This is a genomic window from Brucella sp. TWI432 (assembly GCF_039674445.1).
GTDB lineage: Bacteria > Pseudomonadota > Alphaproteobacteria > Rhizobiales > Rhizobiaceae > Brucella > Brucella chromiisoli.
The window spans coordinates 111,049-125,192 of the sequence record NZ_JBDJNL010000006.1; the positions used below are offsets into that span (position 1 = coordinate 111,049).

The following is a 14,144-nucleotide window of genomic DNA, read 5'->3' on the forward strand; positions in this document are numbered from 1 at the left end:
TCAATCGAAGAAATGTTATTCTTCGTCTTCGTCGGTGTTCGAGCCCTTCAGCGAAGACAGCTTTGCGAAAACCTTGTCCGCATCCAGCTCTTCTTCTTCAGGCGCTTCATCACGGTAATCGAAGTTTTCCGTGGCCGATGCCGGCAGCAATGTGCTGTCAGTTTCAGCAGCCGGACGGTTGCGCGCTGCGCGATCAACTTCAAGGTCGAGATCGATCTGCGAGCAAAGGCCGAGCGTCACAGGGTCCATGGCCGTCAGATTGGCAGAATTCCAGTGACTGCGGTTGCGAATCTGTTCGATGGTCGACTTGGTTGTGCCGATCAGGCGGGAAATCTGCGCATCTTTCAATTCCGGGTGGTTACGCACCAGCCAGAGAATCGCGTTGGGACGATCCTGACGCTTTGAAAGCGGCGTATAGCGTGGTCCCTTGCGCTTGGCTTCCGGCACACGCACCTTAGGGTCGGAAAGCTTCAGACGATGGTATGGGTCCTTCTCACCCTTGGCAATTTCTTCGCGAGAAATCTGGCCGGTGATAACGGGATCAAGCCCCTTGATGCCCTGCGAAGCTTCACCGTCCGCAATTGCCTTCACCTCAAGCGGATGCAGCTTGCAGAAAGCAGCAATCTGGTCAAAAGACAAAGCCGTATTATCGACGAGCCAGACGGCCGTTGCCTTCGGCATAAGAAGCTGGGTGGCCATTAGATATAATCCTTCTGTTCGTCCGCTCCGGTGGCGCGGGACGTGGGAAAAACCACAAATTCCGGGAAATCATGGCCTATATATATTTTTTTTGGTCATAGAGCAAGAAACTGCTGTTAAGCCATCCCATGTTCTCTTCTTGTGAAAAGAAATCAGGCGACATCCAGCACAATTTTACCAACATGCTGACTGCCTTCCATACGCTCATGTGCCCGCCACGCTTCTTTAAGCGGAAAAACCATATCCATGACAGGCACAACGCGTCGATCTTCCAGCAGCGGCCAGACTTTCGCTTCCAGTTCACGCGCAATACCTGCTTTGAACGCGACAGAACGCGAGCGCAATGTCGAACCGGTATGGGTCAGACGCTTGGTCATCAGAATCGCGAAATTGGCAGTCGCCTTGGCACCATTCAAAAATGCGATCTGCACAATGCGCCCGTCTTCGGCGGCAGCCTTGTAGTTGCGATCGACATAATCGCCACCCACCATATCGAGAATAACATCGGCACCTTTGCCGCCCGTTATCTCTTTAACCACCGTCACAAAATCCTCTTCACGATAATTGATGGCCCGGTCCGCACCCAATTTTGTGCAGGCTTCACATTTATCTTTTGAGCCTGCCGTAACGATCACCTGCGCACCAAAGGCCTTTGCAAGCTGGATGGCCGTCGTTCCAATGCCGGATGATCCACCATGGATGAGCAAGGTCTCGCCTTTCTTCAATCCACCGCGCTCAAACACATTATGCCAGACTGTGAAAAAGGTTTCTGGGATTGCCGCAGCTTCGCGATAACCATAGCCGGAAGGCAGCGTTAGAGCGTTGGTTTCATGCACCGTTGCATATTCTGCATAACCGCCACCGGCAAGCAGCGCGACAACCTGATCACCAATGCGATAGCGCTCAATGCCTTCACCCAGAGCCACGACATCACCGGCGATCTCAAGCCCCGGTATATCCGATGCGCCGGGTGGCGGAGCGTAGCTGCCCTGGCGCTGCAAAACATCGGGCCGGTTGACACCAGCCGCACGAATTCGAACCAGAATTTCCCCCGCTTGTGGCTTTGGCACAGCCCGTTCGGTAGGGCGCAACACATGCGCTCCACCCGGTTGCGCAATTTCGATTGCAGTCATCTGGGAAGGCAATTGTGTTGTCATGGTCTGACCCCTGTTCGAATTTCTCATCAAAGAGCACTCCACATAGAGTACGCTTCGCATTTGAGAATAATTCATCATCGATTTTTGAAAATATATATGCGAAGATTCAAGGTGTTAAATCTTTTTTGTCTTTATAGACACGCCATAGACTCCGGAGGAAGGCCATGAGCGGTATCGATGAAGATGCAGGACAACCGCGCAAGAGTGTGGTTCTGAGCGATGAGGAACTGTCTGTGTTATCTCTGAGAGAGATTGATCAGCACATCGCTTTGCTGCAATCCGAAATTGAGCGTCTGAAAGTCGAAAGGCTGAAAAAGGGCGACAGCCGGGCAGCCGCCGAGGCGCTTTTTCGCTGATATGTCGTCTCATAACGATCAAACGAGGCCGCTTTCATGCGGCTTCATAAAATCCCGGGAACGTGATCTTGCGTATTTACATTCAGGTTCTGGCGCTGCTCTGCGGCACAGCCTTTCTTTTAATGGCCTCGGGCCTGCATGGCCTGCTTCTGCCACTGCGCGGCGGACTTGAAGGCTTCTCCGTTGCATCTCTTGGTATGCTCGGCACCACATGGGCGGGTGGCTTTGTTGCAGGCTGCCTTTTCGCCCCGCGCCTCGTGCGCCGTGTCGGCCATGTTCGTGCATTCGGATGTTTTGCAGCCTCCGCGGCCATTATCGCACTTTTATCCGGCATCTATATTGATGCAATTTCGTGGATCATTCTGCGCACCTTCACCGGTTTCTCGATGGCAGGCGCATTCATGGTCATCGAAAGCTGGCTCAATGAGCGTGCCACCAATGAATCGCGCGGCAAGATTTTCGGCCTCTATATGATGGTCAACTATGGTGCCACGATGAGTGGCCAGATGATGGTGGCAAATGGCGACATTCGTTCCGATCATCTGTTCATGGTGACCGGCATTCTCTTCTGTCTCGCGCTGATCCCGACCGCCATGTCAACGGCGGTCAGTCCAAAGCCGCTTACGGAAGTTCAGCTTGATCTCAAAGCGCTCTACCGAAACTCCCCCGCGGCTTTCGTTGGCTGTATCCTGATCGGCATTGCCAATGGCGCATGGGGCACGCTTGGCGCAGTTTTCGGTGCAAAATCCGGCATTTCCACAACCGAAATCGCGCTCATGGTCAGCGTCACCATTGCTGCCGGCGCGCTTATGCAAATTCCTGTCGGGCGCATTTCAGACCTCATCGACCGACGCTATGTTCTGGCAGGTGTCGCATCCCTCGCTGCCCTTGTCGGGCTGCTGGCATTCATCATCGCTCCATCCAACGGCACCGTGATCATCATCATGACCGGCTGCTACGGCGCTCTGGCCTACGCGCTCTATCCCGTTGCGGTTGCCCATGCAAATGACCATGCGAGCTCGGAAAGCTTTGTCAAAGTATCAAGTGGCTTGTTGCTGCTTTACGGCTTTGGCACCATGCTCGGGCCTCTGCTGGCTGCTGCCGCGATGGACATCTTCTGGCCGTCCGGGCTTTTTGCCATCACCGCGCTCTCGCATATTTCAATTACGGCCTATGCGCTGTTCCGCTCACGCAAGCGGGCATCGGTACCCAAGGACGAAAAAGAACAGTTCAAAAGCATGCCTTCGATCAAAAGCGCCACCCCTGAAGCCATGAATTTGGACCCGCGTGCCGAAGTGGAAGGCTGACAATAAAAAAGCAGCGAATATTCGCTGCTTTTTACGATGCTTTTGAACAGGATTGCCTTGTCAAAAAGATCTTCTTAAATGGCGATGCGCGGCGGCTGACACGCAGCCGCCAACATCGTTAGACCAGAAGTCTGGCAGTATAAACCCTTTTGATCCTCACCAATTGCGGTCCCTACTGCCGTTCAAACAAACCCAAATTAATGACGGGTTACCTGCGTTTTTAGTTTTTCAATCTGCTCCTTGAGAGCCAGCTTTTTGCGCTTAAGAGAAGTAACATGCAGATCATCAGTTGCCGGTGACGCTAAAGCCTCGGAGATTTCCTCTTCCAAAGCGCCGTGCTTCTGTTCGAGCGTGGCAAGATGGGACTCGATAGCCATCATCATTTCTCCTTTGATTGGTTACTCAAAGGACAGAGCCATGTCGCGTTTTGCCAACAAATGGCTCTATCCGCTCTCACCTGCGCAAACGCCCGGCACACCTCCTGCTATCCGGGCCAGTTACGCAGTCCCGGCTGCCATTCAACAGTTCATACAGCAACCGTTATTCATGACAGAACAGTGACACTGTGGCATGAGTTTGGTCTAAAGTCGAATTTGTTTTGGTAGCATTTTCCAATCACAAAAAATGTGATAAAGGCTTTGCTTGAAACGGGTCTGCCCCAATCTGGTGCGGCCCGTAATATCATTCTGGAACAATATGGGGCAAACCGCATGTCCGATCAGGAACAGGCCGAAATCAGATTGGCCGTCGCACGTCTGAAACAGGAACACGCGGATTTCGATGCAGCCATAAATGCCATGATGCAGGTGGGTTGCGATCAGCTGCGCATTCAGCGCATGAAAAAGAAAAAACTCGCCATCAAGGATAAGCTGCAGGAAATGGAAGATCAGGTCATTCCTGACATCATCGCCTGATCCTTTGATCACAAAAAGTTTATAGCCGGGATTTGCCCGGCTTTGTTTTTCAATAGAAGCAGGAAAGATCAATGAGTGTGAATGCAGACGTCGCCATCATCATGGGCAGCCAATCCGATTGGGAAACCATGCGTCATGCAGCAGACACATTGGAGGCGCTGGGCATTTCTTTTGACGCACGCATCGTTTCCGCACACCGCACGCCGGACCGCCTTGTCGCTTTCGCCAAAGGTGCAAAGGCTGAAGGCTTCAAGGTCGTGATCGCTGGTGCAGGCGGTGCGGCGCACCTTCCTGGCATGGCCGCAGCCATGACCCCTCTCCCGGTTTTTGGCGTTCCAGTACAATCAAAAGCGCTTTCCGGCCAGGATTCGCTCCTGTCCATTGTGCAGATGCCAGCCGGTATTCCGGTCGGCACCTTGGCGATTGGTCGCGCCGGTGCCGTCAATGCAGCGCTCCTCGCAGCAGCCGTGCTGGCTCTTTACAACAACGCACTTGCGGCCCGTCTTGATGAGTGGCGTGCAGCGCAAACCGAAAGCGTTGCTGAACGCCCATCCAACGAGGTTTGATATGGCACATTCCGCATTAAAAGCCGGATCAACAATCGGCATTATCGGCGGTGGCCAGTTGGGCCGTATGCTCGCCATGGCAGCAGCCCGCCTTGGCTATGAAACAATCATTTTGGAGCCACAGGCAGATTGCCCGGCGGCACAGGTGGCAAACCGCCAGATCATTGCAGCCTATGACGATCCGGCAGCTCTTGCTGAGCTTGCAGCAACCTCTGACGTTATCACCTATGAATTCGAAAACGTGCCTGTATCCGCAGCCGACAAGCTCGCAGAATCGGCGCTTGTTTTCCCGCCTCCGGCAGCGCTTGAGATTTCACAGGATCGCTTCACCGAAAAGCAGTTCCTCAATGAAAGCGGCATCCAGACAGCGCCTTGGCGTCTGGTTGACGATGAAGAATCACTCATTGCCGCACTTGGTGCACTGGGTGAGCGCGGTATTCTGAAAACCCGCCGCCTTGGCTATGATGGCAAAGGTCAGGTTCGTCTGACTTCACTTGATGAGAATGAAGTGCGTGCAGCCCTTGAGGCAATCAAACACGCGCCGGCAATTCTTGAAGGCTTCATCGCTTTTGAACGTGAGGTTTCTGTGATCGCAGCTCGTGATCGCGCCGGCAATGTTTCAATCTTTGACATCGCCGAGAACGTTCATAAGGACGGCATTCTCGCAACCTCGACCGTTCCAGCTTCAATCTCAGCTGAGACAGCCGATGCTGCAAGCCAGGCGGCTTCAAAGCTTCTGCATGCACTTGATTATGTCGGCGTGCTTGGTCTCGAATTCTTCGTGCTCGCGGACGGCACGCTGCTTGCCAATGAATTTGCGCCACGCGTGCACAATTCAGGCCACTGGACGGAAGCCGCTTGTGCCATCTCGCAGTTCGAGCAGCACATTCGTGCGGTGGCAAGCCTGCCGCTTGGCGATACGGTGCGCCATTCGGATTGCGTCATGGAGAATCTGATTGGCGATGATATTGAGAAGGTTCCGGCGATTCTGACAGAATCGAATGCCGTGCTGCACCTCTACGGCAAAAAAGAAGCCCGTCCGGGCCGCAAGATGGGTCATGTCACCCGCATAAAGCCCCGTGTAAACTAAACTTCACAGAGGAATCAGGCAGATTCCTCTATGAACAGCCCCTGCGGCAAGATTTTCCGAGTCCAGCTTCGTGAATCTGCGGCGCAGCAGTTGACATTTGGCTGAAATATTGTGTATTTCGGCCAACCCTTCGGGCAGGAATACTGCCTGTAACCAATTGGCGCCTTGGGCGCCTGTTTTTATGCAGCCCGGCGGCATGTCCTGTCGATGGGCCAACCAAGACCGGTGATTGACATGAAGATCAAGAATTCGCTCAAGGCGCTCAAGGCTCGTCATCGCGACTGCCAGCTCGTTCGCCGCAAGGGCCGCGTTTACATCATCAATAAGACTGCTCCGCGCTTTAAGGCACGTCAGGGCTAATCTTATTTCTGATTTTGCATTTGACGTTCCGCCGCGTATAATGAAAGTTATGCGCATGCGGAACGTTTTTGCATATCTGAACACATCTTCGCTCTCGATAGCAATCGCACTTACCGCAATGTTAAGTGCGTCTTTGGCTTATGCCGAAACAAATCCCTCACCGACAGCACCGATAACGCCGGTGCAAATCGGCACAGACGGCGACCAGAAGCCCGCTCCCAAAGAACAAAATCAAGCCGACCAAACGCCGGAAGAGCGCCTCAACAAGCTGTTTGCCGAACTCAAGCGCACATCCGATGAGACCAAAGCCCGTCGCCTCACTGTTCAAATCAATCAGATCTGGCAGCAATCCGGCAGCGCAACGGTCGATCTTTTGCTGCAGTGGGCGAGCAACGCCATGCTCGAAAAGCGCTATACATCAGCCCTTGATTTCCTGAATGAAGCCATCGCGATCAACCCGGACTATGCAGAAGCATGGAACCGTCGTGCGACGGTCTATTATCTGCGCAATGACTATGCGCATGCGATGTATGACATCAATCGCACACTGGAGCTTGAGCCACGCCATTATGGCGCCTTGACCGGCATGGCCGATATTCTGCGCGCTCGCGGTCTCAAGGAGCAGGCTCTAAAGGCCTATGAGAAGGCGCTTGAGGTTAATCCGATGATGCGTGATGCGCAGAAGAATTTCCTCGATCTGACAGAAGAACTCAGCGACACCCGCACCTGATTCTCTGACAATCGACCAAACAAAAACGCGCTCCGAAAGAAGCGCGTTTTTTCGTATCTATAAGGCTCACCCAAAACTGGGTGGGATTCGGGATTATGGTGCGGCGAAAATGGTGAGGTTTGAGACCCGGCGCGCAGCGTACTTAAAGTACGTGAGCACCGGAAACGAAAAACCACGCCATTTGCAGGCCACCGGAAACCGAAGGCCGCCGGTTTAATCTGTCGATTGACCGTCAGCGCCAATATAGGCAATGCGCAGGAGATTGGTTGCGCCTGGCGTTCCAAATGGCACGCCTGCGGTGATGATCAAACGATCCCCAGCCTTGCCGAACTCTTCCTTGAAAGCGACCTGACACGCGTGATCAACCATATCTTCCAAATCATGCGCATCTTCGGTCACAACGCAATGCAGACCCCAGACGACCGAAAGACGACGCGCAGTATCAACCACCGGCGAAAGCGCGATAATCGGGGTACGTGGGCGCTCACGCGCGGCACGAAGACCAGTGGTGCCGGAGGCCGTATAGGTGACGATTGCCGATAGATTCAGCGTTTCAGCAATCTGGCGTGCAGCAAGCGAAATCGCATCTGCACCCGTTGGCTCTGGAATTGCACGCTGTGCGTCCAGAATACCCGGATAAGTCGGCTCACGCTCAACTTTTTCCGCGATACGGTTCATCGTCGCCACAGCTTCAACCGGATACTGACCGGAAGCTGATTCTGCCGAAAGCATGACGGCATCCGCACCTTCAAACACAGCCGTTGCAACGTCTGACACTTCGGCACGGGTTGGCACCGGTGCGGTGATCATCGATTCAAGCATCTGCGTTGCAACCACAACCGGCTTACCGGCGCGGCGGGCTTTGCGGATCATCTGCTTCTGAATGCCCGGCACACTTTCCAGCGGCATTTCAACGCCCAGATCGCCACGGGCAACCATGATCGCGTCAGAAAGCTCAATAATCTCATCAAGACGGGTCACAGCCTGCGGCTTTTCGATCTTCGACATGAGACTGACTTTGCCGCCAGAGAATTTGCGGGCTTCGATCAAATCTTCAGGGCGCTGAATAAACGACAAGGCAACCCAGTCGATTTCTTCCTTGAGAACGGCCTCAAAATCCTTGTAATCCTTCTCGGTCAGCGCGCCGACACCCAGCGTGGTGTCTGGAAGGCTGACGCCCTTACGGTCGGAAATGCTGGTTCCGGCAACCACTTTACAGCGAATAGACTTGCCATCACAGGCTTCGGCTATCAGTTCCAGCTTGCCGTCATCGATGAGAAGACGATGGCCCGGCTCCACCGCTTCCAGAATTTCCGGATGCGGGAGATAGACACGGGTTTCATCACCCGGCTCTTGATTGTCATCGAGCGTGAAGGTCTGACCTGCTACAAGCGTGACCTTTGTGTTCTTGAACTTGCCAACGCGCAGCTTTGGCCCCTGCAGATCCGCCAGAATTCCGATAGGACGGCCAAGTTCTTTTTCGACATTTCGAATACGCTTTACGAGTGTGCGCATCGTGTCATGATCGGCATGACTCATATTGATACGAAAGACGTCTGCACCAGCTTCAAAAAGCTGACGGATAACGGCTTCTTCGCCAGACGCCGGGCCGAGTGTGGCGAGAATCTTGACCTTGCGGTTGCGCTTCATGGGTTATTCGTTCCTGTAACTGTAGAGTTTTCTAACGGTGTTTCATCCGTGAGCTGTACCATCCAGCTCGACTGTTCCCCGGTATCGTATTCCTGGAAGCCGTTGCGCTGAAAACCGCGAGCAAAACAATCCTGAACGCCCGTAATGCGGAATTCCTTTTCCGCAACGCACATATTCACTTTGCCTTCCCAGCGACCGCCGCTTTGAGAGTCCTCAGCGTAAAGATAATAATAGCGTGAAGACAAAGGCCCTTCGAGCAACGTCTTGCAGGTTGAACCGTCAATATGCCACCAGCCCTCAGTCACCCAGCCGGATTTGGCCCGATAGCCAATCGCAACACCAACAAGGTTTTGAGTTGAGTTACACACTCGAAAATCGGCCCGCGCTTCCAGAGAAGTCATACCCAGAGCACCAACAAGCACACTGGAAAATAAACCCAAAAACAATGGAAGTCGCATTCGCCGAACTCCTTCAGCCCGCAATCGCTTTTGTCTCACGCAAGGATATCCTCTTTCGGTCGCTCTCTTTTCGGCAGTTTCGCCTTTGATGTCAACGCAATCCCGGAGAGAACCAACCAGTTACAGCATTTCCAATCAAACTGCATGCGATTTCAGCACGATTTAAACGATTAGATTCGTAGCTTTGCCGCATTCTGAAAACTGCTTCGCTTTTCAATTAAGAATGATCGTTGCAATCGCGACTTTCTCATGACAGAGCTGAAACGACTTGCGATGTATGACAGAAATCCCATTCAAGAAGCCTCTCCCATGTCATGTGATCCGTCCTTCTCACCCTTCCATCAAGTTGACGGCAATCTCAGCCTCGGTCTTCTTCTGACAGCCGACCACGCCCGCCGCGACTTGCCTGTTGAATATGGTAGTCTCGGCCTCGCAAAAAACGAGTTCGAACGCCACATTGCCTATGATATCGGCGTTGAGGAGCTGACACGTCAATTGGCTGCAAGGCTTGATGCACCAGCGGTGATGGGAGGCTTTTCGCGTCTGCTGATCGATCCCAATCGCGGCGAAGACGATCCCACACTCATCATGCAATTGTCGGATGGCGCGGTGATTTCCGGCAATTACCCAATGTCGCCCGAAGAACGCAAAATCCGCCTTGACCGTTTCTATCGTCCCTATCACGATGCCGTTGCATCCATGAGTGCGCGTGTCGCGACTGAGAGCAGCAAAGCGCCCTTCATCGTTTCGATCCATTCTTTTACGCCCAACTGGCGTGGAAAGGATCGCCCATGGCATATAGGACTTTTATGGGATTCTGACCCGCGGGCAGTGATACCGCTTCTTTCCATGCTGCGTGATGAGCCGGGCCTCATCGTCGGCGACAACGAACCCTATGACGGCGCACTCAAGAACGATGCCATGTATCGCCATGCGACGGCGCGTGGCTATGCGCATGTGCTCATTGAGGTGCGGCAGGATTTGATCGCTGATAAAGCTGGAGCCATTGAATGGGCGGATCGGCTTTCGCCAATGCTGGCGAAAATCAACACAATGCCGGAAATCCATGAAATCCGGCATTTCGGCTCCCGATCTGGACCGATTGATTGAGGCTTTGCCCGTTATCCACAGCCGGAAGGCAATAAAACAGGGTTTTATGGCCCCACAGCCCCTTAATTTCGCCTGCGACTCGCAGGAAAACCATGTCCGACTTTCGGCATGTGTTTTGTTGCTGTAACGAAACACTGTTGCCCCTCATTGATCATCGAGTTGAATTGGAGACCCCCGTGAGCGACGATATTACCAGCGAAGCCCAGACGATTGCCGTTGGCCAGTTGCGCGCTTTCATCGAGCGCATTGAGCGCCTTGAAGAAGAAAAAAAGACCATCGCCGACGATATCAAGGAAGTTTACGCGGAATTGAAGGGTTCGGGGTTTGACAGCAAGGTCGTAAGGACCATTATTCGTCTGCGTAAAAAAGAAGACCATGAACGTCAGGAAGAAGAAGCCATGCTCCAGCTTTATATGGATGCACTTGGCATGGGCTGACACTGAGGGCGCAATGCGCCTGACCCGCTCTTCTTCCTGAAATCGAAGCCCTGCGAATTCTTCGGAATTCGTACATACAGGAAGGGGATAGGGTCCATGGAGTTTAGAAAACTCGGACGTACTGAACTCGAGGTTTCGCCGCTTTGTTTTGGCGGCAATGTATTTGGCTGGACGGTCGATGAAGGAACATCCTTTTCGCTTCTCGACCGTTTTGTCGATGCAGGATTTAATTTTATCGACACGGCGGATGTCTATTCCGCATGGGCGCCGGGCAATGCCGGTGGTGAATCCGAAACCATTATCGGCAACTGGCTGAAATCCCGCGGTCTGCGCCACAAGGTTGTGATCGCCACCAAAGTCGGCTCCGAAATGGGGCCGAATGAAAAAGGCCTTTCACCAAACTATATTCGCAAAGCCGTCGATGCCTCCCTCAAACGACTGCAAACAGACTATATCGATCTCTATCAATCGCATTGGGATGACCCCGAAACGCCGTTTGAAGATGTTCTTGGCACCTATCAGGAGCTGATCAAGGCGGGTAAAGTGCGCGCAATCGGTGCGTCCAACCTGACATCGGAACGCCTGACAGAATCGCTTGATGTTGCAAAGCAGCATGGCCTGCCGCGTTATGAAACCCTGCAGCCGCTTTACAATCTCTATGACCGAGCCGTTTTTGAAGATGGTCTTGAAGCGATCTGCCGCGACAATGATCTGGGCGTGATCAATTATTATTCGCTGGCTTCCGGCTTTCTGACGGGCAAATACCGCTCAAAAGATGATCTTGGTCAAAGTGCGCGCGGTCAAACGGTTGAAAAATACCTGACAGATCGCGGGTCGCGGATTATTGCAGCACTTGATCAGGTAGCCCGTGCCAATGACGCCACACCGGCACAAATCGCCATTGCCTGGCTGATTGCACGCCCCTCCGTCACAGCCCCGATTGCCAGCGCCACGCGCCTCACCCAGCTTAATGAGCTGCTCGATGCCGCACAGATCAAGCTGGATGCTGATGCGATTGCCCTGCTCGACAAAGCGAGCGCTTAGAGAGTTTTCGAGGGATAATAATTATCCCTCGATTTCCTCGCGCAACATCTCCAGCTCCAGCCATTCTTCTTCCATGGCTGCGTTTTCGTTGCGCTTCTTTTCAAGAAGATCGGCCGTTTTCGCAAACAGTGTCGGGTCTTTGGCATAAAGCTGCGGATCGGCAAGCTTGCCTTCCAGCACGCTGATTTCCTTCGCAAGCGCATCCATTTTGCCGGGTAAGGTTTCGAGCGCGAATTTCTGCTTATAGGAAAGCTTACGCTTTTCATCACGCTTGGCCTGCGGCGCTTCACTACCCTTGTTATCAGTGCCAGCGGTCGCCGTTTTGACGTTGCGTCGTGCCAGCGCTTGTTCCTTACGCTGCGCCATCATATCGGCATAGCCACCGGCATATTCGAGCCAGTTGCCATCGCCTTCCGGTGCGATTACCGACGTCACCGTGCGATCAAGGAAATCGCGGTCGTGGCTGACAAGGATAACGGTCCCCGGAAAACCGGAAACCAGTTCCTGCAACAGATCAAGCGTTTCCATGTCGAGATCGTTGGTCGGCTCGTCGAGGATCAAAAGATTGGCAGGCCGCGCCAGAACGCGCGCCAGCATCAGGCGCGCCCGCTCACCGCCGGACAGTTCGCGGATTGGCGTCCGCGCCTGTTCGGGCTGGAACAGGAAGTCTTTCATATAAGAAACGACATGACGCTGTTCGCCGTTGACCACCAGGTTTTCACCACGCCCATCAGTGAGATAATGCGCGAGCGTATCATCAAGGTTCAGGCTTTCGCGCTTCTGATCAAGCTCAGCCATTTCCAGATTAACGCCAAGACGCAACGTGCCTGAATCGGGTGCGAGTTTGCCGGTCAGCATCGACAAAAGCGTCGTCTTGCCAGCCCCATTGGGTCCGACAAGACCAATACGATCACCGCGCTGCACACGGATCGAGAAATCATGAACGAGAACACGCTCGCCATACGCCTTGTTAAGCTTCTTCGCTTCAATCACCAGCTTGCCCGATTCCTTGGAATCACTGGCCGTCAGAACAGCTGTACCCTGCGCCTTGCGATGATCGCGGAAATCGGCGCGCATGGAATGCAGCTCACCGAGGCGGCGCATATTGCGCTTGCGGCGTGCGGTCACGCCATAGCGCAGCCAATGTTCCTCGCGCGCAATCTGACGCCCAAGCTTGTGATGGTCACGCTCTTCTTCTTCAAGAACCTTGTCCCGCCATTCCTCAAAATGCCCAAAGCCCTGATCGATACGGCGGGTGATGCCGCGATCAAGCCAGACTGTCGAGCGGCTGACATTTTCCAGAAAGCGGCGGTCGTGCGAAATCAGAACAATGGCTGAGCGAATCTGGCGCAGCTCATCTTCGAGCCATTCAATGGTCGTCAGGTCGAGATGGTTGGTCGGCTCGTCAAGCAGCAGCACATCCGGCTGCGGAGCAATCACGCGGGCAAGGGCTGCGCGACGCGCTTCCCCGCCAGAAAGATGATCGGGCTTTTCCTCGCCAGTCAAGCCCAGATGTTCCAGCAGATAGGTCACGCGGTGCGGATCGTCTGTTGGTCCAAGACCTGCTTCCACATAAGCGCGGACATTGGCAAAGCCTTCAAGATCAGGCACCTGCGGCAGATAGCGGATGGTGGCACCCGGATGCTTGTAAATTTCGCCGGAGGTTGCTTCGACCATAGAAGCGGCAATTTTAAGCAGGGTGGATTTGCCGGAACCATTGCGTCCGACCAGCGCGATGCGGTCACCGTCACTCACCGAAAGGGCTGCATCTTCCAAAAGCGGCGTGCCGCCAAAGGTAAGCTTGATCTGATCGAGGCGAAGAAGCGGAGGTGCCATGGTTCTCTTTGAAAAATGCCGTTGAAATTTCTGCCCTGCTTGTCGGGGACAAAACGCATTCTGTCAAATGATAAGGCCAAAAAAGCAAACAGGCCGGGTTAACCCGGCCTGCTTTTGAATTCGAAACCGCTAAACGGTCAGCTTAGTTACAAGGTGCTTCGTAAACACGACCGTAATTGTCGCGGTAACGGCAGTACTGAACACCATTACGGGTCTGTGCTGCACCAAGAAGCGTACCGGCAACGCCACCGATCGCTGCGCCAGCCAGAGCACCACGGCCATTGCCGCCGATAGCACCGCCAGCAAGTGCACCAAGAGCTGCACCACCAACACCATAGCCGGCAGTACGCTGCTCATTCGTCGTGCATGCTGCCGTTGAGAACGCAAGCGCACCGACGATTGCAATCATGGTAAGACGTGACTTCATGAA

At 53.7% G+C, this 14,144-nt stretch carries 17 protein-coding genes; 10 read left to right on the forward strand and 7 right to left on the reverse strand.

What is annotated here, in order from left to right:
- Positions 1-15 precede the first annotated feature (15 nt).
- Complete coding sequence (locus ABE527_RS11295; RefSeq protein ID WP_265984833.1) at positions 16-699, reverse strand: DUF1013 domain-containing protein; 684 nt, start codon at positions 697-699, stop codon at positions 16-18.
- A 152-nt stretch (positions 700-851) separates the two neighbouring features.
- The gene (locus ABE527_RS11300; RefSeq protein ID WP_499696979.1) at positions 852-1,856 is read right to left on the reverse strand and encodes an NAD(P)H-quinone oxidoreductase; all 1,005 of its coding nucleotides are present in this window, start codon (positions 1,854-1,856) and stop codon (positions 852-854) included.
- Between the two features lie 164 nt (positions 1,857-2,020).
- On the opposite strand from ABE527_RS11300, the gene ABE527_RS11305 reads away from it, so the two are divergent.
- Together ABE527_RS11305 and ABE527_RS11310 are read left to right on the forward strand one after the other, a co-directional pair.
- Positions 2,021-2,212 (forward strand): DUF1192 domain-containing protein, encoded by a 192-nt coding sequence (locus ABE527_RS11305; protein ID WP_265984835.1) that lies wholly within the window; start codon positions 2,021-2,023, stop codon positions 2,210-2,212.
- Positions 2,213-2,280: 68 nt separating this feature from the next.
- Complete coding sequence (locus ABE527_RS11310) at positions 2,281-3,519, forward strand: MFS transporter (RefSeq protein WP_499696980.1); 1,239 nt, start codon at positions 2,281-2,283, stop codon at positions 3,517-3,519.
- Positions 3,520-3,716: 197 nt separating this feature from the next.
- Here ABE527_RS11310 and ABE527_RS11315 read toward each other — a convergent pair whose 3' ends face one another.
- Positions 3,717-3,899 (reverse strand): YdcH family protein, encoded by a 183-nt coding sequence (locus ABE527_RS11315; protein ID WP_265984956.1) that lies wholly within the window; start codon positions 3,897-3,899, stop codon positions 3,717-3,719.
- A gap of 330 nt (positions 3,900-4,229) precedes the next feature.
- Here ABE527_RS11315 and ABE527_RS11320 point away from each other — a divergent pair, with 330 nt between their 5' ends.
- From ABE527_RS11320 to ABE527_RS11340, 5 genes are all read left to right on the forward strand, one after another.
- Positions 4,230-4,433, forward strand: a complete 204-nt coding sequence (locus ABE527_RS11320; RefSeq protein ID WP_007876691.1) for a YdcH family protein — start codon at positions 4,230-4,232, stop codon at positions 4,431-4,433.
- Between the two features lie 77 nt (positions 4,434-4,510).
- A complete protein-coding gene (gene purE / locus ABE527_RS11325; RefSeq protein WP_499694584.1) occupies positions 4,511-4,999 on the forward strand; it encodes a 5-(carboxyamino)imidazole ribonucleotide mutase in 489 nt (162 codons plus the stop codon).
- 1 nt (position 5,000) lies between these two features.
- Entirely contained in the window at positions 5,001-6,089 is a 1,089-nt protein-coding gene (locus ABE527_RS11330) for a 5-(carboxyamino)imidazole ribonucleotide synthase (RefSeq protein WP_499696981.1), read from the forward strand.
- 234 nt (positions 6,090-6,323) lie between these two features.
- Positions 6,324-6,449 carry a type B 50S ribosomal protein L36 gene (gene ykgO / locus ABE527_RS11335; RefSeq protein WP_002967908.1) on the forward strand — a complete coding sequence of 42 codons (126 nt, stop codon included), beginning with the start codon at positions 6,324-6,326 and terminating at the stop codon, positions 6,447-6,449.
- 37 nt (positions 6,450-6,486) lie between these two features.
- The gene (locus ABE527_RS11340) at positions 6,487-7,179 is read left to right on the forward strand and encodes a tetratricopeptide repeat protein (RefSeq protein WP_265984958.1); all 693 of its coding nucleotides are present in this window, start codon (positions 6,487-6,489) and stop codon (positions 7,177-7,179) included.
- 213 nt (positions 7,180-7,392) lie between these two features.
- Here the strand turns inward: ABE527_RS11340 and pyk are convergent, their stop codons facing one another.
- Together pyk and ABE527_RS11350 are read right to left on the reverse strand one after the other, a co-directional pair.
- A complete protein-coding gene (gene pyk, locus ABE527_RS11345) occupies positions 7,393-8,829 on the reverse strand; it encodes a pyruvate kinase (RefSeq protein ID WP_265984838.1) in 1,437 nt (478 codons plus the stop codon).
- Positions 8,826-9,287, reverse strand: coding sequence for a DUF1036 domain-containing protein (locus tag ABE527_RS11350; RefSeq protein ID WP_265984839.1), 462 nt, complete (start codon positions 9,285-9,287; stop codon positions 8,826-8,828). The genes pyk and ABE527_RS11350 overlap by 4 nt, the downstream gene beginning before the upstream one ends.
- Positions 9,288-9,596: 309 nt before the next feature.
- Between ABE527_RS11350 and ABE527_RS11355 the strand changes: the two genes are divergently transcribed.
- The 3 genes from ABE527_RS11355 (at position 9,597) to ABE527_RS11365 (ending at position 11,878) form a co-directional block, all read left to right on the forward strand.
- Complete coding sequence (locus ABE527_RS11355) at positions 9,597-10,397, forward strand: N-formylglutamate amidohydrolase (RefSeq protein WP_499697000.1); 801 nt, start codon at positions 9,597-9,599, stop codon at positions 10,395-10,397.
- A 176-nt stretch (positions 10,398-10,573) separates the two neighbouring features.
- Positions 10,574-10,834 carry a DUF2312 domain-containing protein gene (locus ABE527_RS11360; protein WP_061348000.1) on the forward strand — a complete coding sequence of 87 codons (261 nt, stop codon included), beginning with the start codon at positions 10,574-10,576 and terminating at the stop codon, positions 10,832-10,834.
- 96 nt (positions 10,835-10,930) lie between these two features.
- The gene (locus ABE527_RS11365; RefSeq protein ID WP_499696982.1) at positions 10,931-11,878 is read left to right on the forward strand and encodes an aldo/keto reductase; all 948 of its coding nucleotides are present in this window, start codon (positions 10,931-10,933) and stop codon (positions 11,876-11,878) included.
- Between the two features lie 21 nt (positions 11,879-11,899).
- Here the strand turns inward: ABE527_RS11365 and ABE527_RS11370 are convergent, their stop codons facing one another.
- On the reverse strand, positions 11,900-13,714 hold the full coding sequence (locus tag ABE527_RS11370) for an ABC-F family ATP-binding cassette domain-containing protein (protein WP_499694541.1): 1,815 nt from the start codon (positions 13,712-13,714) through the stop codon (positions 11,900-11,902).
- A 142-nt stretch (positions 13,715-13,856) separates the two neighbouring features.
- On the reverse strand, positions 13,857-14,141 hold the full coding sequence (locus ABE527_RS11375) for a YMGG-like glycine zipper-containing protein (protein ID WP_265984843.1): 285 nt from the start codon (positions 14,139-14,141) through the stop codon (positions 13,857-13,859).
- Between the last annotated feature and the right edge of the window lie 3 nt (positions 14,142-14,144).